The sequence below is a fragment of the Leucobacter sp. NPDC015123 genome (genome assembly GCF_043080205.1).
Taxonomy (GTDB): Bacteria; Actinomycetota; Actinomycetes; order Actinomycetales; family Microbacteriaceae; genus Leucobacter; species Leucobacter aridicollis_A.
This window is the reverse complement of sequence record NZ_JBIBVH010000001.1, coordinates 649,305-673,126: the sequence shown is the minus strand read 5'-3', so window position 1 is coordinate 673,126 and position 23,822 is coordinate 649,305. Positions and strand designations below refer to the sequence as shown.

Here is a 23,822-nt window from a genome sequence, read left to right as displayed (position 1 = left end):
ATCAACCACAGTAATGGCATATCCATTGGGTGCCGTTCAATTGCACGGGAGTGCAGACAGGAAACCGATATCCATGGCGAAGTATCGAGTGCAAAACCCCGCAACGGGTGAGATTATCGAGAGCTTCGAATCCGCGACCGACGCGCAGGTCGAGCAGCAGCTCGCCGCCGCCGATTCCGTCTACCGCGAGTGGCGCGAGCGAAGCGTGCAGGAGCGCGCCGCAGTCGTCAAGCGAGTCGCCGAGATCTTTGCTGAGCGCCGTGAGGAACTCGCTGAGATCATCGCCCTCGAAATGGGCAAATCCATCGCTGAGAGCCTCGACGAGGTCGATTTCGCGACAGACATCATCGAGTACTACGCGGTCTACGGGCCGGGCCTCATCACCGACTACGAGATCCCGAGCACTATCCCCGGCAAGGCCGTGATGGAGCACCTGCCGATCGGTGTGCTGCTCGGTGTCATGCCCTGGAACTTCCCGTACTACCAGGTTGCTCGTTTCGCGGCGCCGAACCTCGTGCTCGGCAACACGATCATGCTGAAGCACGCAGACATCTGCGCGAAGTCGAACCTCGTGATCCAGGAGATCATGGAGCAGGCTGGTGTTCCTGTCGGCGGCTACCAGGCGCTGTTCACCTCGCACGACCAGATCGCGACGATGATCGCTGACCCGCGCGTGCAGGGTGTCTCGCTGACGGGCTCCGAGCGCGCAGGCGCCATCATCGGCGCGCAGGCTGGCACTCACCTGAAGAAGGCTGTCCTTGAGCTCGGCGGCATCGACCCCATGGTCGTGCTCGACAGCGACGACGTCGCTGAGATCGCGAAGACTGCCTGGGAGTTCCGCACGTACAACGGCGGCCAGGTCTGCAACTCGAACAAGCGCATGATCGTGATGGCAGACATCTACGACGAGTTCGTTGCCGAACTGAAGAAGCTCGCCGAGGGGCTGAAGCCGGGAGACCAGCTGAACCTGGGTGAGGGGGAGTACGCTCCGCTCTCGACCCGTGCGGCGGCCGAGACAGTCAACGCACAGGTGCAGCAGGCAATCGCAGAGGGCGCGACCCTCGAGGCCGGTGGCGTGCTCTCGGACGGCCCCGGCGCCTACTACTCGCCGGCAGTGCTCACGGGTGTGCCGCGCGACTCCGCGTCGTACCAGGAAGAGATCTTCGGGCCCGTCGCGACAGTGTACAAGGTGCACAGCGACGAAGAGGCGCTCGAGCTCGCGAACGACTGCGCGCTCGGTCTCGGCGGTTCGGTGTTCTCGACCGACGAGGCGCGTGCTGCGCGCGTCGCCTCGAAGCTCGAGGTCGGCATGGCGCACGTGAACATCATCGCGGCTGAGGCTGCCGAGATCCCGTTCGGTGGCGTCAAGCGCTCTGGCTTCGGCCGCGAGATGGGCCCCGTCGGCATCGGCGAGTTCGCCAACAAGCGGCTCTACTTCGTTTCGGCGTAACGCCTACCGGATAGTGCACAGATGGGGTGCGGGCTTCGGCCCGCGCCCCATCTGTGTTGAGCGGCGTGATCGCGGCACGAAATTCCCGAATCGATATCGATGCAGCTAGCGCCGCGGCCAGCGGAACACGCCGTCGCCGTATGGCGGCGGGCCGAGGCGTACGTGTTCGCCGTCTTGAATTTGGAAGAGGAGGTGCGCGTTGCCGAGCGATGGGTCGCTCGTCTCTTCCGGGTAGGCGACAGTCGACTGTCCGTCCGTGCCGAAGGTGTAGCTCCCGTTCACTCCGCGATATCTCGTCGAACGGAGTGCCGCAAGCGTGCCGGCGACGTCGCTCGGGTCGGCGGTGTGCTGCCACGCAGAAATGAGGATGTGGGCGAGGTCGTAGCCGAGGCCGGCCTGCGAATAGCCGGGCCCCTCGCCGTATGCCGCGGTGAATGCGCGGGAGAAGTCTTCGCCGACAACGTCGCCGTAAGTGCCTGACACCGTCGCCCACACGATGCCCTCCGCCGCATCGCCGAGCGTCGCGGCGAAGTCGGGCATCGACGGGGTGTAGATCGTATAGATGATCGACTTGACGCCCGCGTCGTGAAAGCTGCGCAGGAGCGCGGCGAGCGCGTCTGGTTGAAACTCGGTGACGACGAGCACTGCAGGCGGGTCGACCGAGAGCGATTCGGTGAGTGAGTCGATTGTGGCGCCGAGGTCAGCTGATGTCGGGTCGAACGGATCGACGCCGGTCACTGACCACCCTGCGGCTTCGAGGAGGCCGCGCGTCTCGGGGTCAGCGATTTGTCCGCTGTCGAGCGTCGTTTCAACGAACCGAATTGTGCGCCGCGTGCCAGCCTCGTCGAGCCCCGGGGCGAGGAGTTCGAGGAATCGAGCGACCCCGGGGCCGTAGTTGCTTTCAGGCGGGGCGCACTGGAAGAGCGTGCGGTATTTCGCCGGGTCGGCGGCGAGCAATGCGAGGTGCCTGCTCGACGTCATAGTGTGCAGCACAGGAATCTCGAGTTCGGCTGCAGCGTCGAATGCGGCGCGTTCGTCGAACACGTAGTTCATGAGCACGCCCTGCACGTCGTGCTCGCGAAGCTTGCCGAAGGTCTCACGGATTCCCGCTGCCGAGTAGATGTCGGCGTCGATGGGCACGGGTTCGATCCTGCGCCCGCGCACCCCGCCACGCCTGTTGAGTTCGTCGATCGCGAGCATCGCGCCGCGAGTGGCGAGCAGCCCGTCGCTTCGGCCCGGGCCCGAGAGCGCGTAGGCGAGGCCGACGCGAACTGCGTCGGGCTCGCGAGCGAGTGGTGAATCGTCGGGGGTTGGCGCTGCCGCGGCCCGCGCGAGCTCGCCGATCGCGAGTGGCGCGAACGCCTCCGACGCGACGGGCAGCGGCAGTTTCACGAGGCCGCGTTGCACGGCGAGGACGCCGGCCGCGGTGCGGCTCGTGGCGCCGAGTTTCTTGAGAATCGTCTCTGCCTGCGTGGACACCGTCCGCGGGCTCGTGAATAGCTGCTCAGCGATGGCAGGGTTCGAGAGGCCCGCCGCGATGAGCGTGAGTACTTCGAGCTCGCGGGCGGTCAGCTTGTGGGGGAGGTCGACGATCTCGCCTGCAAGCAGGGTGACCGGGAGCACTGCGGAGTCAGTCGCGGTGAGTTCGACGGCGAGCCACCTGCGGCTGACAGGCAGCTCGAGCACGAAACGGATTGTGCGGTTCGGCGTCTCCCAGATCGCAGTCGCGTAGCTCAGCAGGTCGGTCGATCCGAACGCCTCCCGCAGCGTCTGGTTCGCGCCGGGCGGGAGCGAGAACGAGTCGCGGGTGGCGTCGCGCGGAACAAGGATCCGAACGCGGGGGGAGGCGTGATCGCGCATTCGGGCCTCCTCTGTCGAAGCAACAGTGTACCGTGCTGTCGACTGCCCATCTATGGGGACGCTTACCCCTCGCCGCCTACGAACTCAGCAGCCCTGAATAGTCGTAGCGCACCCAGGGCGTCTCACAGGGATTCCCTTCGGCGACGTGGAGTTCTCGCCTGGCTGGGTTGAGGACCGCGCCGAAGAGCGTCGCCCACTGGGCCGCCCGCGGCGACCGCTCGTCTGGGTGGCAGCAGACCCCCGAGGGTGCGTCGGCGTGGTCCGCGAGCGCGGACTGCAGCTCCTGGATCTCGAGCGGGTCGAGCCTCGACGCGATGAGCCTCGTCATGCGCCCGTACCGCACGAAGCTGTCGGCCATCGCGAGTGGGGCGAGGTCGTAGGCGCCAACGGGCTGGCGCACGAAGTGGTTCGTGTGCACGACGGCGCCGTTCTCTGCGATCACCGGCTGCACAGTGCGAGCGTCGCCTGCTCCCGTCTCGATGTTCAGCACCGCCCCGTCGGCGGTGCCGACGACAAAGTTGCCTGACGAGGCTCGCGGCAGGCTCGCGAGCAGCTCGACAACGTCCGCGGCGTGAGCGCAGTCGATGGCGGCGCGGATCAGAAAGTGGAATGGGACCCCAGGTCCGCCGTCAACTGAGGATGCGAGCGTGTTGATTCCGAGCGCGAGGCCCGCGCCGGTGAGCGCGGTCTTCGCGAGCAGACCAGCCTCGACGATCGTGACGTAGTTCGGCCCATCTGGCCTGTCGACCTCGAGCAGGACGACGCCGTCAGCGAGCACGTCGAGCCAGTCCCAGTTCTGCCCGACGAGCGAGGTACCCGCCGCCGTCCGGTCTGGCTCGAGCGCGAAACTCGAGCACTCAGCGAAGTGGGTCGCCGACGTAATTCCGGCGGCCGACGTCGCGGCCGCCCGCCAGAGGATCTCGGTGCGACAGTTCATCGCGAGGATGTCGTCGACTGGAAGCCCTGACCCTGCGGCGATCCCCTCGATCTCAGTCACAAGTTGGGGGAGGCGCTCTTGCACAACGGGAAGGTACTCGCGAGCGATCTCGGTTGCCCGCGCCCAGGTCACTCCCTTTGCGAGGAACGCCTGTTCGTAGCCCCTGCGAGTGTGATGGATCTCGGCTCGGGCCTCCCTGCCGTATTCAACGGAGCGCTCGCCGACGTCTCCCGAGATCCTGATCCGTCGATACCGCTCAGCCACGGGTGTGCTCCGATCCTGTGTGAGTGCCTGCGTGCGCTCCGAGCGCGCCGGCGTCGAGACCTAGTGGACCGTGCGCGCGCGTGTGCGCCGCGATAGCGTTCGCGGGCGCGACCCAGCCGCCGAGCTCGGTGAGGTGTGTGAGCACGCTGTCGAGGAACGCGAGGCGCGAGGGGCGCCCCGTGAGAAACGGGTGAAACGTGAGCATGACATGCCCGCCAAGGGTCGCGATACCGTCGATCTCGGGGAGCCAGACGTCGAGCACCTCGCGAGGCGAGCGGATCGTCTTCTCCCACGTATCGTTCGCGAACCAGAAGTGGGGCGCGTCGTCGAGGATCCAGGAGACCGGGATCTCAACGAGGTCGTGCGCTGTGTGCGCGTACGGCACGATGTGATCGAGCAGGTTTGAGCTGTACGAGAGACCCGCCTCTTCGAGCATGTCGAGCGTGTGCGGGCTGAAATCCCACGACGGCGAACGGTAGCCAGAGACCTCGGCTCCAAGCCCGCGGAGCGCGGCGAGCCCGTCGGTGAGTTCCGCGCGCTCCTCCTCCGCGGTGAGGCGGGTCGGAGAGGTGTGCGAGTGGCCGTGGTGCGCGACCTCATGGCCGGCGGCGAGAATCGCCCGCACTGCGTCAGGGTGGCGAAGCGCGTCTTTGCCCGGAACGAAGAACGTGGCGGTGATGCCGTGCTTACGGAGCACCTCCAGGATCAGCGGGACTCCGACCCTGGGGCCGTAGGCGCCCTGGGAGAGCACTCCGGGGGAGTCGGCGTTCGCTGGATTCTCTGCGATCCAGAGCTCTTCGGCGTCGAAGTCGAAGCTCACTGTCGCCGCGAAGGATCGACCCCCTGGCCATTGCGTCGGTGCGCTCATCGGGTCACTCCGCCGCGTTGTTGAGCTCGAGCTCGGGCGGTGTGCGACGGAAGCCGCGAGTCAGCCACACGAGGTAGATCACACCGAGTCCGAGCCAGATGAGCCCGACAGTCATGGCGTACGCGTCGAGGCTCGTCCAGAGCCACACCGACAGCGCAAACCCGATGAGTGGCAGCACAAAGAAGCGGACAAAATCGAGGCCGGCGCGACGCTTCTTGTCGACGAAGAAGTGCTTGATGACTGACAGATTCACGAGCGAGAACGCGGTGAGCGCACCGAAGTTGATAAGTGAGGCTGCGGCGTTCATATCGATAAACAGCGAGACCAGGCCGATAAGTGAGATGAACACAGTCGCGCGCACTGGCGTCTTGAACTTCGGGTGCAGCGTGCCAAAGATCGCGCGCGGCAGCACGCCATCGCGGCCCATCGAGAACAAGAGCCTCGACGCCGTCGCCTGCTGCGCCATCACGGCACCAAAGCAGCCAGCCACGAACGCTGCGGTGAAGAACACCTCGAACCACTTGCCGCCAACCGCGAACGTGACGTCGTTCGCTGCGGCGTCGGGGCTCTGGTAGCTCGTCCAATCGGGCACGGCGAGGTTCGAGAGGGCGGAGACGACGATGAAGAGTACGCCGCCGATGAGGGTGACGAGCATGATCGCGCGAGGGATGTTTCGGGTCGCGTTCTTCGTCTCCTCAGCGAGCGAGGAGACCGCATCGAACCCGAGGAAGGAGTAGCAGAGCACCGCTGAACCGGCGAGGATGAGGGCCGTGTCAGTGCTGCCGCCAAACACGACGTCGAACACCGACGGGATGTCGTTACCGGCGGCGGTTGTCGAAGCGAGTACGAGAAAGAGCGCGACGAACACAACCTGCGCCGCGACGATCGCGTTGCTCACGCCCGAGAGCAGCTTCACGCCAAGCGAGTTGAGCACGGTGACGGCGACGATGGCGATCACGATCCAGACCTGCTGCGGAATTGCAGGCACCGCGGCGGCCATGTAGATACCGATCACGAGGTACGCCATCATCGGCAGCAGCACGTAATCGAGCAGGATCGTCCAGCCGCCGAGGAACCCAACGTGGCCGCCGAGTGACCTGCGCGTGTATGTGTACGCGGCACCTGTCTTCGGGAAAGCGCCCGCCATCGAGGCGTAGCTCGAAGCCGTGAACAGCATCGCGATGAGCGTCACGACATAAGAGGTGACGATTGCGCCTTCAGTCATGGTGTTCACCACGCCATAGGTCGTGAACGACGCCATCGGCATCATGTAGGCGAGGCCGAAGCCGACGGCCCCTGTCAGTCCAAGCGTCTTGACGAGTTTCGGGGCGGCGGCGTTCGCCTGCAACCCTGTCTGAGATGAAGTGGACATCATCGGCCTTTCACACTTCGGCGCGCGGCCGAGGAACAATACGAGCGGGCATGCGTCGCCCAACATCTCAATTGTGTGGGGGCTCCCGCGTCGTTTCCATAGGGCGAATGACGTAAGTTCTGCGGCGCGCGTGCAGTCTGATTCCGAGCAACGCGATAGCCGCCCCAATGAGCGCCCCGATCGAGTTCGCGAGCCAGTCGCCAGTCGAACAACTGCGCCCGAGCGCAGGAAGCAGCGCCTGGGTGAGCTCGATGAGCGCCGATGCTGCGACCCCACACGCGGCCGCGAGGAGCGGGCGACCAAGCAGCAGCGCTCCGAGGAAGACTGGTGGCACAAAGAGCGCCACGTTCGCGAACGGCTCAACGGCCTTCGGGTACGGGATCGACCACTCGACCAAGCAGCCTGCGGTGAGATCTCGACCCGTCGGCACGAGCACAAGGGCAAGCACGACCACGGTCGATGCGAGGAAAAGACCGAGCGTGAGCCCGCGGCGAGGCCTAAGCCACCGAGTGAGGATCGGGCTGGCGACAATGAACACCGCCAGCACTGCGGGTGTGAGCCACGGGTACTCAACGAGAAACGTAGCGAGCACGTCGTCTCCTTAGCTGCGGGTCGCGGGCCTTGCGCGCGTGTGCACTCGAGAACACCAGCCTAGCGGGGGCGCGTGGCGGCTCATTGCAGGCTCCGCGTGCACCAGCATACGAGACTATTTTGTGCGCCCATTTGGAACGTTTTGGCAATTGAAGGCGATTCCTTGGGCTACACCAGTTCTGGTGCTGTTCTGCACAGAAGTGAATGGTGGTTCACTCAAATCTGAGGGGTGCCGTACTCAGATATACCTCATCGGTTCCCCTTGGCCTTGAACCTCCATCGCCGGCTGGCCTAGCTTCGGTCGTGGCCATCAGCACGGATCGCACTGGCTTTGCGCCACCGTGCCAGAACACTCGAGGTGCACCGTGCACCGGGAACGGCCGCGTACTGAAAGAGGAGAAGCAATGACCAAGGTAAACCAGAAGTCGGGGAGGAAACGAGTACTCATCGCGGCGGGCTCGCTGCTGGGCGTTGGCGCGCTCGCAGTCGCGGCGGCATTCACCGACTTCGCGAATCTCAACCTGGGCAACGGCACAGGCGGTGGCATCGGCGGCGGTGACAACACGTTCAACATCATGGTTGTCGGCACGGACGCTGACGGCGTGCCAGTTCCAGGAACCTGGCAGGAGGCAGACACCCCCGAGGGCGTCGACATCGCGCTCACAGGCGCCGACACGATCACCCCCGGCGACACGATTTTCGTTGACATTCCGGTGCTGAACGACAGCCCCAAGCTGTCTGCCGATCTTTCGCTCACGCTCGGTGACGTGCCTGGCAAGAGCTCGGACGCAGACTACGCCTCGCAGCTGCGCTACACGATCACCGTAGACGGCACCGACGTAGCGACGAACGCAACGCAGGCGGCAGTGAACGCGCTCAGCCTGGCCACGCTCGCGGCCGCGGACGAGAGCAGCGTGAAGGTCGCAGTGACCTTGCTTGACCAGGGCAGCGCTGCGGCGAACAATGCGCTGCAGGGAAAGAGCGCCTTCGTGCAAGCGCAGTTCGAGGCGGAGTCCTCCAACTAGCCTCCTCTCCTGGCCCGGGCATCCTCCTGCCCGGGCCAGGGCGCACTACGTCCAGTTGAGCGAGAGGCACCCAGATGACCGTGAGAACACTACGCGCCGACAAGGCCAAGCTCGGCGTTGCGAGCGGCGGGCTACTCGGCGTCGCCGCGCTGGTGACGACCGCGTTCTTCACCGACTTTGCCGACCTGCACGCGCAGGTCGACGGATCAGAGAACACGTTCGACATCGTCGTCTCGGGCAGCCTCGAACCCGGGTGGGAGCCCGCGCCGAGCGAGTGGGTGCAGGCAGACGACGAGCCATTTTTGATTGACCTCGGCGACTCTTCTGAGTTGCCGCCGGGCGCGACCAAGCACGTGCGCATCGCAGTGAAGAATGCGAGTCCTCGAGTGCATGGCGGCCTCACTCTTGAGCTGCGCGACCCCGACCCAATGGGCGACGCGGTCGACCCGGTGACCGGGCGTTACCTCGAACTCTTCGACAAACTCGAGTTCGAACTCTCGGACAACGGCGCGACATTCTTCACTGCCGCCGGAGCAGGCACAGCGGCAGAACGAACCTACACGTGGCCCGAGACGCTTGCCCCGGGAGACGTGCACGTGATCGACGTCGCGATCTCGCTGCCGCGGGAGGTCGACGATCGCTGGCAGCAAGCAAGCACACAACTTCAGTTCGGATTCGAGGCGGTGAGTGGCAGTGAAAAGTAGAACACGTGAGCCGCGAACCGGCAAGGTACGCGTGCTGATCGCAGCCGGGGCACTGCTCGGAGTCGGAGCCGCAGTCACGGCGGCCGCATATCTCGACCAAGCGACAGTGAAGTTTTCAGCAAGCGGCGGAACATACGACATCGCCTTCGCTGACGCCGACGGAAACACCCACCAGGGAAACCCGGAGCCCTACGAACTTGATGCGTCGGATCTGCCGCCGATCAATGAAGTGGGGAGCGAGCCGCTGCATCGAACCGAGCTTGTGCTTCGTAACGCCGGAACGACCGATAGCGGAACGCTCTCGCTGACACTCACGTCGATGCTTCCGCAGCCGCCGCCAGACGATGACGGGGTTCGTCGCGACCCGTTCGACATTCTCCTTGTCACCGCATGGAATACGGAAGGGGTGCGTGTGGCAGACGCGATCCCTGTTGCCGACCTTGTCATGACGCTTGATGCCTGGCCGGCGGGAGAAGATCGAACCGTCGCGTTGCAGTTCGCCTACCCATCGGGGCTCGGCACGCCCTACTACTTCGGCAAAGACACACGAATTGGGTTTCACGTAGAAGGGGTCTCGGGATGAGCCGCGCGTTGCTGAAATCTGCCGCAGTGCTGAGCCTCGGTGTTGCAGTCAGCGTGTTGGCGCCAGCCGCAGCGACCGCAACCGCCGGAGACGGCGACCTTCTCGTGATCGACGAGCAGCTCATCACTGTCGAAGCGCCGGCGCCTGGCGATTCCTCGGCGTGGGAGTTCGCCGTGACAAACTCAACACGCGAGTCAACGGAGGTCTTCGTTCGGATCTCACGGGTTGAGGGCGCCCTCTTTGAGGGGCCCGTCCCTGGCGAAGTTGCAGTTGGGGCCGCCGGTCAGCCAGTGTCGTTAGCTGGCGCTCCGGGCGTGCTGCTCGACGCGGAGTTCGCGCAGCTGGCGCCGCTTCCCGCCCGCGGAGAGCTCACCGTTGTTGGCGAGGTGTCGCTGCCACGGTCGGCCGGAAACGAATACCAGGGGGCATCTGGCACGTTCACGGTGCAGCTTGCAGCCACACGCGATGTAGGTGGCGGAGCCGGCGGCGGAGGCATGGCTGACACCGGCGCTGCGGGCCCGTGGCTGTGGGTGGCTGTCGGCGCGGCAGCGGTTGCCGCAGGCGGCCTCCTCGTCAGCAGACGGCGTGTGAATTCGACTGAAGATCGGAAGGGAAACTCATGAGTCGCCGCACGGTGAAGCTTTGGCGGACAGCCGGTGCTGTCGCGCTCGTTGGCATCACAGCGATCGCAACCGGCGGTGTGCTGCTGTCAGCCCCGACGAGTGCCGCCTACACTGATTCGGCAACTGCGGTGGAAGACACGTATACGGCTCCTGCGACGTACCTTGCGGTCTCGAGCCAGTTCACCGCGACCTCGGCCGCGCTCTCGGGCGGCTACGTGTGGATCTGGGGGTACAAGGGCTACGGAATGAGCGGGAACGGCCAAGAAAACGTCAGCGATGAGAGCCCAAAACCAGTCTTCGGGCTCAGCGACGTGACGAAGGTCGTCGGGGCCTCTGACCTGAGCGAGACCTATGGCACGTTCGGGGCGCTCACTGAATCTGGAGAGGTGTACACCTGGGGATCAAACAAGCTCGGGCGGCTCGGCATCGGCTCTACGACAGGCAGCCGCGACTATCGGGCGACCCCGCAGAAGGTTGAGTTCCCAGACAACGAGCGGGTCATCGACCTCGGTTCGATGCGGGCAACCATGGCTGCTCTGACCGAGAGCGGCAAGGTGTACACGTGGGGTTCCGGTCAGTACGGGCAGGCGGGTAACGGATCGACGACCGAGTCACGCGGCCCGCACTCGCCCTACCTGGTGATGGAGAACGCGCACTCGATGCATGTCGGGCAGCGGCTGACGTGGGTCGTGACTCGCGACAACGAGGTCTACTGGTGGGGCCGGAGCTATCAGGGCGAAAACGGTGCGGCAACCGTCGTCAACAACCCGACGCCCGAGTTGGTCACGCAAATGGCCCCGTTTGCCGTGGGCTGCGAGGGGCCTGCGATTGCCGTCGATGACCCCGCCGACACCTGCGGTATTCAGACGATCACGTCGAGCAGGCAGGCGGGGGCACTCATCACCGCCGCCGGCGAGGTCTACACTTTCGGCAACCGGGCCGAGGGGCAGATTGGTCGACCAGCGAGCAACACTGCTGAGGCGCGCGAGATCAAGCAGGTTGAGCTTCCCGCCGCCGTGCACCAGATATCAGCCGGCAACTATCACTTCACGGCGCTCGACGAGACAGGCACAGTGTGGGGCTGGGGCGACAACGCGTCGTGGCAAGCCTCCGGCAATATCCGGCCGAACGGGCAGACGGGGCAGGGGCAGACCGATGCAACAGCGCCGATCCGCTTGCCGCTGCGGGACATCATCGCCGTGGGTGGCTCGCGCGACACGAGTTACGCCACGCGAGCCGACTCCGTGCTTATCGGGTGGGGGTCGACAAGTGAGGGAGCCATTTCTGGCTCGACCGAGCGGCGGGCAACGTTCACTCCGCTCGTGCTTCCGGGCATCCGCGTGACGGAGGTGTACTGATGTGCACGGCCGCATGCTCCCTCCGGGAGCGTCCACGTAATCAAGTTATCGATTCAGGCAAGGGAAGATCATGAAACCGTTCCGTCACGCTGCAACTGAACGCGGTGCGCACATGGCCGGCCGACGCCCCACACGTAAGGGCCTCGTCAGGGTGGCGCTTGCTGGCGGGGTGCTGCTTGGCGGCGGTGCGCTGTTGACCTGGGCGACGTACTCTGACTTCGCGAACGTGAACCTTGGCGGTGGCGGCGAGGGTATCGGCTCGTCATCCAAGTTTGATATCGCCCTCGTCGATGCCGACGGAACCGTCCAACAGGCTGACGATGATGCCGGTATCGACTGGCCGATCCCGAACGCCGAGAGCTTCGTGCCTGGCCGCACCATTTCGGCGGCAGTGCCTGTGTTCAATAATTCCAAGACCTACACTGGTGAACTGAGTCTTGTCGTGGAGGCAATCGGCGACGGCGCGGTCGGAAGCGCGCCAAACATTACGAAGTTCATCCGCTTCTCGGCAGTAGATTCAGACTCGGGCGACGTGATATTCGGCGACCCTGAAGCCCCGCAGAACGGAGTGCCGCTCGCGCAGGCCGCTGCCGCCGTAGGCGAGCTCGCCGCACGCGGAGCCGATGCGCTCGAGCAGGGCGACGCGTACGTGGCTGGCGCTGCCGGTGCTGAACGCACAATCGAGGTGTTCATGCACTACGTCGACGCAGTCGAAACCGCCGACTACAACGGCGGCCAAACTGCGCTTCGTGTTCGATTTGCGGCGCAATCGAAGTAGTCGGGTGCGCCACGCGGCGCACCCACGGGCGCAACGGCCCGAACTGAGGGGAAAGTAGACACACATGATGGTACGGATTCGCTCGGCGATCCTGACGATTGCCGCGCTCGTTGGGGCCTTCTGCATTCTCGTTTTTGGCGCCTCGCTGGCGTTCGGTCTCAAGCCGCAGATCGTTGTGTCTGGTTCGATGGAGCCGACGATTCCGACAGGTGCGCTGCTCATGGCGAAGGAGGTCTCTGCGGCCGAGGTCGCTGTCGGAGACATTGTGACCGTGCAGCGACCGAACGACGCCGGTCTCGTGACGCACCGCGTGACGTCGATCGAGCAGCAGTTCAAGAACTGGGAGATCACCATGCGGGGCGACGCCAACGCGGCCGATGACCCGCAACCGTATACAGTGCGCACGGTCGGGAAGATCGTTGCGACGGTCCCGGGGGCTGGGTATGTCGCTGGCGTCTTCAGAACGCCGTTCGGCATCACCGGAATTGTCGTGTTTGGGCTTGCGGTTGTCGTCGCGTTCCTGTGGAACCCCGAGCGGCGGGCGGGCGCAGGGGAGGCAGACCAGACCAGGGCAGAGGACGGCGCGCTGCCGCAGTGGCAGGGAGCGCACGGCGAGGTGGATCTCGACGGGACCTCCACGCGGGAGGCCGCATCGCGGGCCACGCGCGTGTAGCGCGGTGGGCCGAATGCGAGACCGGCCTCAGTGGGGTCGCCCCTAACGAAGACTTTGGTATACCATCGGTGCATGGATCTCGTACTCACTCAGGTCCGCCCTTGGGGCGGCGCTCCCGTCGATATCGAAATCTCGGGCGACACGATCACTGGCGTGGTTGAGAGCTCGACTGGCAGCGGCGCGCGCATCATCGACGGCCGCGGGCTCCTCGCCCTGCCGGGGTTTGTGAACGCCCACGCGCACATCGACAAGAGCTGGTGGGGCAAACCGTGGGTCCCGTACGGCGGAGAAGCGGGCACCCAGGGTCGAATCGCCCACGAACGCGCAGAGCGCGACAGCCTGGGAATTCCAAGCCTCGACTCAACAGTGCTCGTGCTTCGTGAGTTCCTCAGGCACGGCACAACGCGGGTTCGCACACACGTCGACGTCGACCTCGGCACCGGGCTCCGGGGCATCGAGACCGTGCAGCGAGCGGTCGACGTGCTCGGCGGAGCCGTCGACGTCGAGATCGTCGCGTTCCCGCAGGATGGGGTGCTCCGGCGACCGGGCGTGCGCGACCTGCTCGACCAGGCTGCGGCGAACGGGGTCGCGCACATCGGAGGCCTCGACCCGGCGGCGATCGACCGTGACCCAGCTGGCCAGCTCGACGAGCTCTTTCGCATCGCTGCCGATCGCGACTGCGGCATCGACATCCACCTCCACGATGGCGGCTCGCTCGGCTGGTTCGAATACGAGCTCATCATCGACCGCACGCGAGAGTTCTCCCGCGAAGGGCGAGTCAACGTGTCGCACGGGTTCGCGCTGGGCACCCTGCCTGCAGACAGGGTCGAGCAGACGGTGACGGAACTTGCAGGCGCCGGGATCACCTGGTCGACAGTGGCCCCCGTCGGCTCGGCCCCGCTTCCACTCGCACAGATGCGGGCCGAAAACCTGAGGTTCGGCCTCGGCACAGACGGAATTCGCGACCTGTGGTCGCCCTACGGAGACGGCGACATGCTCAGGATCGCGCAAACCTTCGCGAGGCTCCACGGGCTGCGAAGCGACGCCGAACTCAAGTACGCGGTCGAGGTCGCATCGAGCCGAGCGGGTGGGTTTGTCGGTGCGGTCACCCACGACATTTCTGTGGGAGCCCGCGCCGACATCGTGCTGCTTGACGCCGAGAACCCGCAGGACGCGCTCATGCGAAGCCCGCGCCGTGAGCTTGTCGTCGCAGGCGGGGTCGTCGCTGTCGAGGGCGGCGAGGTGCAGATCTAGCCGCAGGTCTGGCCGCGGGGCGATTGACCCGCTGACGAGCACCTCGCCTCCGCGTTAGTTGTCTGCCGGGCTCAGGTCGGGCACCTCGTGGCGTTTCACGTTGGGGAGGCGGCTTGCCGGCACGATCGCGATGGCGCTCACGCCCGCGAGGATGAGCAGACCGAGCTTCAGCGCCTGCAGCCGCGACTGCTCGTTGACCTCGATGAATGCCTCGACCTGAGCATCCGTCGCATCAGTGCCCTCGAGCGCGGCGGCGAGCTGATCGTTCGGCACGAAGGTTCGCGAGTCGATGTCTGCCTGTGCCACGAGCTCGGGGGTGAGCTCGACGTTGCTCGCGATCGCTGCGGTCACGTTCGCGCTCAGTATCCCAACGAGCAGTGCCCCCGCCACGGCCGTGCCCACCGCGCTCGCGAGGTTCTGGGTGGTGCCGCGCACGGAGCCGACGTCGCCCGCGAGCTCCTTCGGCGCCGCGGTGACGAGCACGTTGAAGACGAGCGTCACGAGGGCACCCTGCCCGACGCCGAAGACAAACAAGCCGAGGATCGTGGGGAGGGTCTCCCAGTTGTTCGTGACGACGAGCGCGAGCCAGGCGAGGGCGACCGTGGTGAGCACGAACGAGAACACCCCGATTGTGCGCGGCGAGAACCTCGTGTAGAACCTGACGACGAGGGTCGCTGTGACGAACACCGTGAGGTTGAACGGAAGCATCGCGAGCGAGGTGTCGAACGGGGTGCGACCCTGAACGATCTGGATGTATAGCGGAACCGTGAAGTTCAGGGCCGCTTCGAGGGCAACCACGATAAACATTGCGTAGATCGCAGCGCGCTCACGATGCGACCCAAACACCGCGAGACTCACGAGGGGTTCCCTCCCAAGGCTCGTGCGTCGCCGGGTCCAGACGAAGAACCCCTGCACGAACATGATTCCCGCCACGATGAGCACGGGCGCGGGGGAGAGGCCGAGGATCGACAGCGGTGCGTCGTCAGTTGCGCGGACGAGGCCCCACCGGTTGAGGTTGTTCACGCCGAGAGTGAGCGAGACGATGCCAGCGCCGATGAGTAGCGCGCCGACAACGTCGATTGCGATACGCGCGTCGCCGCGGTCAGACCGCAGCCTGAAACTCAGCGCGAACACCACGACGGCGATGAGGAGCACCACGCCGAATACCGGCCGCCACCCCACGAACGTGGCGAGGGTGCCGCCGAGCAGAAACGCTGTCACTCCGGCGAGCGCGCGTGCCGAGCCGAGGGAGCCAATGGCTGTCGCCTGCTGTGCGCCCCTGTAGTTCTCGGCGATGAGCGCGACAAGGCTTGGCACGATGATCGCGGCGGACGCACCGGCGAGGGCCTGCGCAAGAATCACCCAGCCGACGCTCGGCGCGAGAATCATTGTGAGTGCCGACGCCGCGAAGATCGCAACCACGATCCTGAACATTGTCACCCAACCGACTCGCTGCCCGATCTTCGCGCCGACCATGACGAGCGCGGCGACGACGAGACCGTACGTCACGATGGCGGTGCTCACGTCGGTCGCGGGCACGCCAAAGTCGCTCACCATGCCGCCGAGCGTGACGGGGAGCGCCGCGACGTTGTACGACATGAGGATCTGGGCCAGGAAGAGCCCGATCATGGGCACCCACGAACTCCGCTCGTCGGGTGCGTCCGCCAGCTGCGAGTCGGGGAGCCCCTGGGTGGCGTCGTCGGGGGCAGCGTGGGCGGGGGTGTGTGCTGAGGGTGCTGACATTGTGTTACTCCTTCGGTGTGAAGTGAGAAGCAGACGCGAAGAGGTTGAGCCCAAGCGCGCGAGAGAGGTATGCGGTGGCGATCTGGCCGCGGACGCTGTTGCCTGCGGCGTCGAGCGGTGGCGAGAACGTTGCGATGCCGCCCTTACCCGGTGCGACGCACACGATTCCGCCAGCGACACCAGACTTGCCAGGGAGGCCGATCTCGAAGAGCCATTCACCGGAGTTCTCGTACATCCCTGACGCAGTCATGACCGCGAGCGTGTCGCGGGCGACCTCTGCCGACACGACGCGTTCGCCAGTGACAGGATTGACGCCGCCGTCGGCCAGGGTTGCACCCATCACCGCGAGGTCGTGCGCACTCACCAGGATCGAGCATTGTCTCGTGTAGACATCGACAACCTCGGAGGGGTCTTGCCTGATACGACCGTAGCTCTCGAGGAGCTGCGCGATGGCCGCGTTTCGCTGATTCGCCGCCATCTCAGACTGGTAGACGGCCTCGTCGAGCTCGAGCCGCCTGCCCGCGAACCGGGACAGGCCGTGCTGAATCGTGAGCCACCGTGCTTCTGCGTCGGCACCCGGAATGAGGGCGGTTGTGGCGAGCGCTCCGGCATTCACCATCGGGTTTCGCGGGTGCCCATCGTTGAGCTCAATGGCAACGACCGAGTTGAACGGCAATCCTGTGTTATTGACTCCGACTGTCGCGAGCGCTTCTTCATGGCCGACTTCGTCGCACAACAGGGCGTACACGAACGCCTTCGAGATCGACTGTATTGAGAACTCGACCCCCGAGTCGCCGGCCTCGTGAGCCTCACCATGCACGTCAACGAGGCTCAGGCCGAACAGGGTCGGGTCGGCGCTCGCGAGGGCAGGGATGTAGTCCGCGACAGCACCCTCGGAATGGGTCGCCGCGTGTGCAAACGCGTCGGCGATGAGCGCGTCAACCCGTGAGTCTTCAGGCAGGAGCCCGGTTGCTGCGCGCTGCGCGACGTGTGCAATGTCGAGCTTCATCGCTCTCCCTCGAGTCAGGGCGCTGCACGCTCAGTGTCTTGACTGTGCACTCGCGCCGTGAAGCTAAATGTAGACCCAATGCGCTCATTGTGTCATCGAAATTCTTCCCCGTGGCGATGATTGCGTGCGGCGCCCACCACGTGCAGTGGTCTCAGGAAACTGCCAGAACTATAGATTCAAAAGTAACTATACTTTCGATAGTAAAAACGATGAAAGGGAAGCAATGTCAAGAGTTGTAGTGTTTGGGTATTCAGGGTACGCAGGCGGAGCCATCACGCGCGAGCTTGCCGAGCGCGGGCATGACGTGCTCGGAGTCTCGCGAGGCGCCGACGGTGAGGCGGCTGCGGTCGCTGTCCGAGCGGGGTCGATCTTCGATGCGCAGCTCGTCGAGGAAGTCGCAGCAGGCGCCGATCACCTCGTTGTTGCGCTGCACGCTCAGGGCGAGCCCCCGCTGGCGACCGCCCTTCCGCATCTGATCGCGAGCGCGGTCGCGCACGGGGCAACACTGAGCTTTGTTGGAGGCGCCGGCTCACTTCGAGTTGCCGAGAACGGCCCGAGGGTGTTCGATACTCCTGATTTCCCAGAGGCGTACCTGCCCGAGGCGCAGGCACACGGTGCGATCCTCGATTCGCTCCGCGAAGCCCCCGCCGAGCTCGACTGGTTCTACGTCAGCCCCGCCGCAGAGTTTGGGTCGTGGAACCCGGGTGAGCGCACAGGTGAGTTCCGCATTGGCGGCGACGTGCTCCTCACCGCACCCGACGGGTCGTCGACAATCTCGGGTGCCGACTACGCTATTGCCTACGTCGACGAGATCGAACGCGGCGAGCATCGCCGCGAGCGCTTCGGCGTCGCATACTAGATTCACCGGAGAGGGCGCCAAGATGAACGAGCCCCAGTTCGACCCATACGACCCGAATTGCCCGAGCAGGCAACTCGTGGATCGGATCGGCGATCGCTGGACTGTGCTGATCATTGGCGCCCTCGCCGACGGGCCCGCACGCTACGGGGAGCTCTCGCAGAGTGTCGCCGGCATCTCCCCGCGCATGCTCTCGCAAACGCTGAAGGCGCTCGAGCGCGACGGGCTCGTGCAGCGGCAGGCCTTCGCCGAAATCCCGCCGCGTGTCGTCTACAGTCTGACCGGTGCGGGGGAGAGCCTTCGCCCAGTCGCCCTCGCGGTCGAGTCCTGGGCGCGCCAGCATGCGTCGGACGTGCTGGCTGCGCGGGAACGCTTTGACGCGACGTAAGCCCTAGCTGCTCGGGTGCACGGGCTCCCTACGGAGTGTGCGCGTGCTGCCCGGCTGCGGAGATGCCTGAAAGCCAGATCGTTGCGAGTGTCTTGCTCGCCTCGTCGAGAGGCCGGCCGGCGACGCTTGGATCGCGCAACACGAATCGCTGAAAGGCGTAGAACTCAGTCATGCTGCCGAGCATCTCTGCCGCGAGGCCGAGGTCGAGGTCGGTTCTGATGTGCGCCGAAAGCGATGCCCTCGAGAGTGCGCCGCTGATTCTGTCGTAGAACGCTCGCCTCGACGACGTCCAGATCTCGGCGATCTCGGGGTCTGTCTGTGACAGCTCGACGATGACGCCGAAGAGCGCGCGGTGGCGTTCGTAGAACTCGAAGTACTTCTGCGTCGACTCGGTGACCGAGGCGACGAGGTTTGCCGCATCGAGCGGTATCCGAATGAACTCGAAGACCTCGACCGTGAGGTCGCGCAACAGCTCGAGCGTGAGCTCGTGCTTGTCGGTGAAGTAGCGGTAGAACGCGCCAGTCGTGAGACCCGCCCGCGCGGTAATGTCTGCGATGCGCACGTTCGCGTAGCCGCGCTCGTCGAACAGCGCCTCGGCAGCGGCCGTGATTCGGGCCCGCGTATCGCGCCCCTTCGGTGTCGCTGGAAGCGGCGTTGGCGTCGCGGCCTGATCGGCCTGGCTGTCGCCCGGGTGCTGCGCCATGTGTTGCCCGCTCTCACTCGTTGAGGGTGTGCCGCGACTTACGGCACGAGACAGCGTACCCGGCGTGCACACACGTCACGTGTCACCATTCCGCATAAATAAAAGTGACGTCAACTTTACTTTTGTGTAGGGTGGGTGCGTAACGCAGTGGTTGCAGTGGACGGAGCGCGGCATGGAGCATAAGAAATCGCTGATTCTTGATCAGGCCGAAATCGACTTTTGCCTCTACGACTGGCTCGATGTCGAGTCGCTGAGCCGCTTCGAGCGCTACGCGGAGCACAGTCGCGAGACGTTCGAGGGCCTTACCGGCCTCGCCCGAGAGCTCGCCGAGGAGTACTTCGCGCCCCACAACCGGAAGGCTGATCTCAACGAGCCAGCGCTCGTGGACGGCAAGGTGCAGCTCATCCCCGAGGTTGAGGCCGCACTGGGTGCCTTCGCCGAGGCCGGGTTTCTCGGCGCGACGATGGACGCCTCACACGGTGGCTTTCAGGTGCCGGCCGTCGTCTACCGGGCAGCGTTCATGTGGTTCCAGGCGGCGAACGTTGGAACAGTCTCCTACGCACTGCTCACGACGGCGGCAGCGAACCTGATTCGCGAGCACGCCTCAGAGGAACTCGCGTCAAAGTTTCTGCCGCCCATGCTCGAGGGGAGCTGGTTTGGCACGATGAACCTGTCCGAGCCTGGCATCGGCTCCGCGCTTGGCGACCTCACTACGGGCGCGACTCGATCGGCCGACGGCAGTTACAGGGTGCGTGGCGACAAGATGTGGATCTCGGCGGGCGACCACGAGCTCTCGGAGAACATCGTGCACCTGGTACTCGCCCGGACGGGTGGCCCGGGCGTGAAGGGCCTCTCGCTCTTCATCGTGCCGCGCTGGCTCGGTAAGTCAGGCGCGCTCACCGAGCGCAACGATGTGGCGCTCGTCGGCGTGAATCACAAGATGGGCTACCGCGGCACGGTGAACACCGCGCTCGCTTACGGCTCGGGCGCGTTTCCGGTCGGCGACGAACCGGGGGCCGTCGGGTACCTCATCGGGAAAGAGGGGCGCGGCCTGCACTACATGTTCCTCATGATGAACGAGGCACGCCTCGGCGTCGGCGCCTCCGCGGTTGCACTCGCGACGACGGGTTTCCTACACGCCCGCGACTATGCGCGTGAGCGGATCCAGGGAAAAGAGATTGGCGCGAAGGACGCCGCAGCCCCAGCAGTGCCGATCATCAGGCACCCTGACGTCAGGCGCATGCTTATGCTCGCGAAGGCATATGCGCAGGGCGGCACGGCCCTGATCCTCTACGCAGGCAAACTCCTCGACGAGAGCGAGGCCGAGACCGATCCGCACAGGAGCGCCGCGCTCGCGCTCCTACTCGATGTGCTCACGCCCATCGCGAAGAGCTGGTCGTCGCAGTGGGGCCTCGCGGCGAACGACATCGCGATTCAGGTGCTTGGAGGCAGCGGCTACGTGCGCGACTTTCCCGTCGAGCAGTTCTATCGCGACAACAGGCTGAACCCGATTCACGAGGGAACCCACGGGATCCAGGCGCTTGACCTGCTCGGACGCAAGGTGCTGCTTCACGGCGGGTCGGGGTTTGCCGATCTCCTCGGCCGGATGCGCGAGACGTGCGAAAGGCTAGCGGCGACTGAACCTGAACTTGCGGCGCCCGTCGCAGCCAGAGTCGATCGGGTGGAGGGTGTCACCCGCGAGCTCTGGGCCGACGGCGACCCGACGACAGCGCTCGCGAACGCCGCCAACTATCTGGAGGCGGTGGGCGACATCGTCGTCGCCTGGTTGTTCCTCGATCAGCTCGGGGCGCTCGGTGACGCCACCCCGGCGTTCGCCGCGGAAAAGCGGGCGACGGCGCGGTTCTTCATCACGCACGTGCTGCCTCGGGTTGACGCAGACCTCGATCTGCTCGCATCCAAAGACAGGCAGCTCGTCGACCTCGACGAGGCACTGATCTAGCTGTCGGCTGCGGGGAGCTCGTCAGCGGGTTCCACCGCGCGGCCCGGCCGCAGGATGAAGAACCCGAGAACGATTGCACCGAGCGTGAGCACGGTGCCGCCAAAGAGCACAGATCCGCGGAGGCCGAACAGGGAGCCGAGCACCGCGACGCTGAGACCGCTGAACGTCATCATGCCTGGACCGAACATTGTGTAGGCGCCGATCACGCGCCCGCGCTCGTCGTCGGGGGCTCGTAGCTGCACGATGCTCATCTCCGTCGCATCCGCGGTGATGCGGGCGACACCCCCGACGAGGAGCGCGGCGACAGAGAGCGCGTAGATCGAGCTCGCCGCGAACACCACGGTTGTGATGCCGAGAATGGCAGCGGCAACCACCGCGGTGCGAGCGGTTGTTGGGACGCGGCCGGTGGCCTCGAGCAGGAACCCGCCAAGCACTCCGCCGGCTCCGTTCGCGAACAGCAGGACGCCGTAGGCGAGGCCCGCGGAGCCTGCGCCGAGCCCCTCTGCGAACTCTGGCATTGCGTTCTGGATCACGGCGCCGATCGTCGCAGCGCTGAGTGCCGAGAGCAGGATCATGCCGAGCAGTTCGCGGTCACGCCGAATTGTGCCGAGGACGCTGAACGCTGAGAAGAACGTCATCGGCTTCTCGGTCGCGCGGGGTGCTTCGGCTTCGGAAGCCGCCGCCTCGGGGTCTCGCCTGTCAATCTTCACGAACCACAGGAAGAGTGTGAGCGGCAGATAGAACAGGATGTTCACGAACATGCCGGCGGCCGGACCGATGCTCAGCAGGAGCGCCGAGCCGACGACCGGGCCGGCGAGGAACGCAAGCGACCTGAACGTCGCATTCATGCGGATTGCGCCGGGCAGCTCCTTGGGGCCGGCGAACCTGTAGAGCAACAGTTGCTCGGCAGGCATCCACAGGCAGCCGGCAATGCCGTGCAGCACGAGCAGCACGCATGCGTGCCAGAGCTCGAGGCTGCCTGTGAAAAAGAGGACGCCCCAGGCTGCAGAGACCGCCATGAACAGCCCTTGGCCCACCTGGATGACGCGCCTGGGGTCGAAACGCTCAGCGAGCGCTCCGGCCGCAACTGAGAAGAGCAGGTATGGCAGCCAGTGGCTGACGATCTGGAACCCGACGAGCCAGGGGGAGTGGAATGTTTGCCAGAGCACCCAGTAGGCGAGCACGTGCTCGACGTTGTCGGCCATCATCGAGAGGGCTCCGCCGCCGATGTACGGCCCCGTCCGACGATCGAGGAGGGCCCCGAACTTCCGTGGCTTGTCTTCAGGCACCTCGACGCTATTCATCAGACCACACTGTATCAATGCGCCAGCTATGCCCAAGGGGGCGTGGGCAGGCGCCCTTCCTTGGAGAATTCTTGGCGCGCACGGGGGAACCTGGATCAGTGGCGGGGACGAAACCTCCGGAGGGCGGCCCCGCCACGTGATTTCTGCTCCGAGTACCGAACGGATCCACATGCACAACTCACCCCTGCTTGAGACACCCGCCCGCTCGGGCAGACCTCGCATGAGCCGGCGTCGGCGCAAGCGCCTGACGATCGTGATCGCGGCAACCGTCGCGGGAGCGCTCGTCGCGACGGGCGGTGCGATCGTCTTCGCCTATCACCAAGCAACCGACAGCATCGTTCGCTCTGACTTCGTACTGCCGCAGGTCGAAGAGGTCGCACCAGAGCCGGGCGAACAGAACATCCTCATCATGGGTATGGACAGTCGCGTTGACCAGAATGGCAACCCGCTCCCCGACGGCGTCTACGAGGCGCTGCACGCTGGCGGCGCAGACGACGGCGGCTACAACGCCAACGTGCTCATGCTGCTGCACATCCCCGAAGACCGATCGAAGACAGTTGGTATCTCGATCCCCCGCGACGACTACGTCGAGATTGCTGGCGCGCCGCTCGGCGTGACCCACTCGAAGATCAAGGAGGCCTACGGCCTCGCCATGCAAGAGAAGATGAACGAGCTGTCGTGGGGCGAGGAGCCGCTCTCGGACGACGAGCTGTATCAGCAGGCGCGCGCTGCAGGCCGCCAAGCCCAGATCGAGACAGTCTCACACTTTCTCGGTGACGTGCGCATCGATCACTTCGTCGAGATGACAATGGGTGGCTTCTACCACGTCGCTGAGGCCGTCGCACCTGTCTCGGTGTGCCTGAACCAGGCGACAGAGGACTCGTTCTCTGGCGCAAACTTCGACGCCGGGGTGCAAGAGATCGACGCCAAGCAGGCGATGAGCTTCGTGCGACAGCGTCGCGACACCGGGTACGACGGCCCGTTTCTCACCGACCTCGACAGGTCGCGCCGCCAGCAGGCGTTCATGATCTCGCTCACTGACAAGCTGCAGCAGAAGAGCACGCTCATGAACCCGAAGACTGTGTGGTCGCTTGTCGACGTGACGCAGAAGCACGTGGCCCTCGACTCCGAGTTCGACGTGCTTGGCTTTCTGAAGATCGCCCACCAGGTGTCGCAGACGGGAGCCGAGTTCGTGACACTGCCAATCGTCGGGTTCGAGAATATCGGCGGCGCCGACGTCAACATCGTCGACATCGACGAGGTGCAGGCACTCGTCGCCTCGATCCTCGATGGCAGCTACTTCGAGCCAGAGGTGCAAGAGGCAGCAGACGGCACAGCTGAGGCAGTGGGCGAGGTGGCCGACCCAGCGGCCGACGCCGAAGAGACTGACGCACCCGACGACGACGTCACGCAGGAGTCGGCTGACGAACCGCAAGCCCCCGGTACCGCCCGCTACGACTCGTGGGAGGAGCCCATTCGGGCGGGCTCGATCCCCTGTGTGAATTGACTGGGGGCGTCA

General features: G+C 65.2%; 22 protein-coding genes. 13 read left to right on the top strand and 9 right to left on the bottom strand.

What is annotated here, in order from left to right; all coding sequences use genetic code 11:
• Window positions 1-73: 73 nt before the first annotated feature.
• Window positions 74-1,450, top strand: coding sequence for an NAD-dependent succinate-semialdehyde dehydrogenase (locus ACF07D_RS03120; protein ID WP_391503846.1), 1,377 nt, complete (start codon window positions 74-76; stop codon window positions 1,448-1,450).
• A 105-nt stretch (window positions 1,451-1,555) separates the two neighbouring features.
• Here the strand turns inward: ACF07D_RS03120 and ACF07D_RS03115 are convergent, their stop codons facing one another.
• From ACF07D_RS03115 to ACF07D_RS03095, 5 genes are all read right to left on the bottom strand, one after another.
• Window positions 1,556-3,310: an ABC transporter substrate-binding protein gene (locus ACF07D_RS03115; RefSeq protein WP_391503845.1), complete on the bottom strand. Its 1,755-nt coding sequence runs from the start codon at window positions 3,308-3,310 to the stop codon at window positions 1,556-1,558.
• A 76-nt stretch (window positions 3,311-3,386) separates the two neighbouring features.
• Window positions 3,387-4,511 carry a C45 family autoproteolytic acyltransferase/hydolase gene (locus ACF07D_RS03110; protein ID WP_391503844.1) on the bottom strand — a complete coding sequence of 375 codons (1,125 nt, stop codon included), beginning with the start codon at window positions 4,509-4,511 and terminating at the stop codon, window positions 3,387-3,389.
• On the bottom strand, window positions 4,504-5,379 hold the full coding sequence (locus ACF07D_RS03105) for a polysaccharide deacetylase (RefSeq protein WP_391503843.1): 876 nt from the start codon (window positions 5,377-5,379) through the stop codon (window positions 4,504-4,506). Before ACF07D_RS03105 ends, ACF07D_RS03110 begins: the two co-directional genes overlap by 8 nt.
• Window positions 5,380-5,383: 4 nt before the next feature.
• Entirely contained in the window at window positions 5,384-6,751 is a 1,368-nt protein-coding gene (locus tag ACF07D_RS03100) for an APC family permease (RefSeq protein ID WP_391503842.1), read from the bottom strand.
• A gap of 67 nt (window positions 6,752-6,818) precedes the next feature.
• On the bottom strand, window positions 6,819-7,343 hold the full coding sequence (locus tag ACF07D_RS03095) for a VanZ family protein (RefSeq protein WP_391503841.1): 525 nt from the start codon (window positions 7,341-7,343) through the stop codon (window positions 6,819-6,821).
• A 403-nt stretch (window positions 7,344-7,746) separates the two neighbouring features.
• Here ACF07D_RS03095 and ACF07D_RS03090 point away from each other — a divergent pair, with 403 nt between their 5' ends.
• From ACF07D_RS03090 to ACF07D_RS03055, 8 genes are all read left to right on the top strand, one after another.
• Window positions 7,747-8,367, top strand: coding sequence for a hypothetical protein (locus ACF07D_RS03090; RefSeq protein ID WP_391503840.1), 621 nt, complete (start codon window positions 7,747-7,749; stop codon window positions 8,365-8,367).
• Between the two features lie 74 nt (window positions 8,368-8,441).
• On the top strand, window positions 8,442-9,071 hold the full coding sequence (locus ACF07D_RS03085; protein WP_391503839.1) for a hypothetical protein: 630 nt from the start codon (window positions 8,442-8,444) through the stop codon (window positions 9,069-9,071).
• On the top strand, window positions 9,061-9,654 hold the full coding sequence (locus ACF07D_RS03080; protein WP_391503838.1) for a hypothetical protein: 594 nt from the start codon (window positions 9,061-9,063) through the stop codon (window positions 9,652-9,654). Before ACF07D_RS03085 ends, ACF07D_RS03080 begins: the two co-directional genes overlap by 11 nt.
• A complete protein-coding gene (locus tag ACF07D_RS03075; protein WP_391503837.1) occupies window positions 9,651-10,277 on the top strand; it encodes an LPXTG cell wall anchor domain-containing protein in 627 nt (208 codons plus the stop codon). Before ACF07D_RS03080 ends, ACF07D_RS03075 begins: the two co-directional genes overlap by 4 nt.
• Window positions 10,274-11,635 carry an RCC1 domain-containing protein gene (locus ACF07D_RS03070; RefSeq protein WP_391503836.1) on the top strand — a complete coding sequence of 454 codons (1,362 nt, stop codon included), beginning with the start codon at window positions 10,274-10,276 and terminating at the stop codon, window positions 11,633-11,635. Before ACF07D_RS03075 ends, ACF07D_RS03070 begins: the two co-directional genes overlap by 4 nt.
• Before the next feature lie 70 nt (window positions 11,636-11,705).
• Window positions 11,706-12,413: a hypothetical protein gene (locus tag ACF07D_RS03065; RefSeq protein ID WP_391503835.1), complete on the top strand. Its 708-nt coding sequence runs from the start codon at window positions 11,706-11,708 to the stop codon at window positions 12,411-12,413.
• A 64-nt stretch (window positions 12,414-12,477) separates the two neighbouring features.
• On the top strand, window positions 12,478-13,086 hold the full coding sequence (locus ACF07D_RS03060) for a signal peptidase I (protein ID WP_391503834.1): 609 nt from the start codon (window positions 12,478-12,480) through the stop codon (window positions 13,084-13,086).
• A 72-nt stretch (window positions 13,087-13,158) separates the two neighbouring features.
• On the top strand, window positions 13,159-14,340 hold the full coding sequence (locus ACF07D_RS03055) for an amidohydrolase family protein (RefSeq protein ID WP_391503833.1): 1,182 nt from the start codon (window positions 13,159-13,161) through the stop codon (window positions 14,338-14,340).
• 54 nt (window positions 14,341-14,394) lie between these two features.
• On the opposite strand, the gene ACF07D_RS03050 is transcribed toward ACF07D_RS03055, so the two are convergent.
• On the bottom strand, window positions 14,395-16,083 hold the full coding sequence (locus ACF07D_RS03050) for an MFS transporter (protein ID WP_391503832.1): 1,689 nt from the start codon (window positions 16,081-16,083) through the stop codon (window positions 14,395-14,397).
• A 4-nt stretch (window positions 16,084-16,087) separates the two neighbouring features.
• The gene (gene glsA / locus ACF07D_RS03045; protein WP_391503831.1) at window positions 16,088-17,092 is read right to left on the bottom strand and encodes a glutaminase A; all 1,005 of its coding nucleotides are present in this window, start codon (window positions 17,090-17,092) and stop codon (window positions 16,088-16,090) included.
• A gap of 223 nt (window positions 17,093-17,315) precedes the next feature.
• On the opposite strand from glsA, the gene ACF07D_RS03040 reads away from it, so the two are divergent.
• Together ACF07D_RS03040 and ACF07D_RS03035 are read left to right on the top strand one after the other, a co-directional pair.
• Window positions 17,316-17,951 (top strand): NAD(P)-dependent oxidoreductase, encoded by a 636-nt coding sequence (locus tag ACF07D_RS03040; RefSeq protein ID WP_391503830.1) that lies wholly within the window; start codon window positions 17,316-17,318, stop codon window positions 17,949-17,951.
• Window positions 17,952-17,973: 22 nt separating this feature from the next.
• Complete coding sequence (locus ACF07D_RS03035) at window positions 17,974-18,336, top strand: helix-turn-helix domain-containing protein (protein WP_119283299.1); 363 nt, start codon at window positions 17,974-17,976, stop codon at window positions 18,334-18,336.
• Window positions 18,337-18,364: 28 nt separating this feature from the next.
• On the opposite strand, the gene ACF07D_RS03030 is transcribed toward ACF07D_RS03035, so the two are convergent.
• Window positions 18,365-19,039 carry a TetR/AcrR family transcriptional regulator gene (locus tag ACF07D_RS03030; RefSeq protein WP_391503829.1) on the bottom strand — a complete coding sequence of 225 codons (675 nt, stop codon included), beginning with the start codon at window positions 19,037-19,039 and terminating at the stop codon, window positions 18,365-18,367.
• 172 nt (window positions 19,040-19,211) lie between these two features.
• On the opposite strand from ACF07D_RS03030, the gene ACF07D_RS03025 reads away from it, so the two are divergent.
• Window positions 19,212-20,999, top strand: a complete 1,788-nt coding sequence (locus tag ACF07D_RS03025; protein WP_391503828.1) for an acyl-CoA dehydrogenase — start codon at window positions 19,212-19,214, stop codon at window positions 20,997-20,999.
• Here ACF07D_RS03025 and ACF07D_RS03020 read toward each other — a convergent pair.
• Window positions 20,996-22,303 carry an MFS transporter gene (locus ACF07D_RS03020; protein WP_255809173.1) on the bottom strand — a complete coding sequence of 436 codons (1,308 nt, stop codon included), beginning with the start codon at window positions 22,301-22,303 and terminating at the stop codon, window positions 20,996-20,998. The genes ACF07D_RS03025 and ACF07D_RS03020 overlap by 4 nt on opposite strands.
• A 169-nt stretch (window positions 22,304-22,472) precedes the next feature.
• Here ACF07D_RS03020 and ACF07D_RS03015 point away from each other — a divergent pair, with 169 nt between their 5' ends.
• Window positions 22,473-23,810, top strand: coding sequence for an LCP family protein (locus tag ACF07D_RS03015; protein ID WP_391503827.1), 1,338 nt, complete (start codon window positions 22,473-22,475; stop codon window positions 23,808-23,810).
• Window positions 23,811-23,822: the final 12 nt, after the last annotated feature.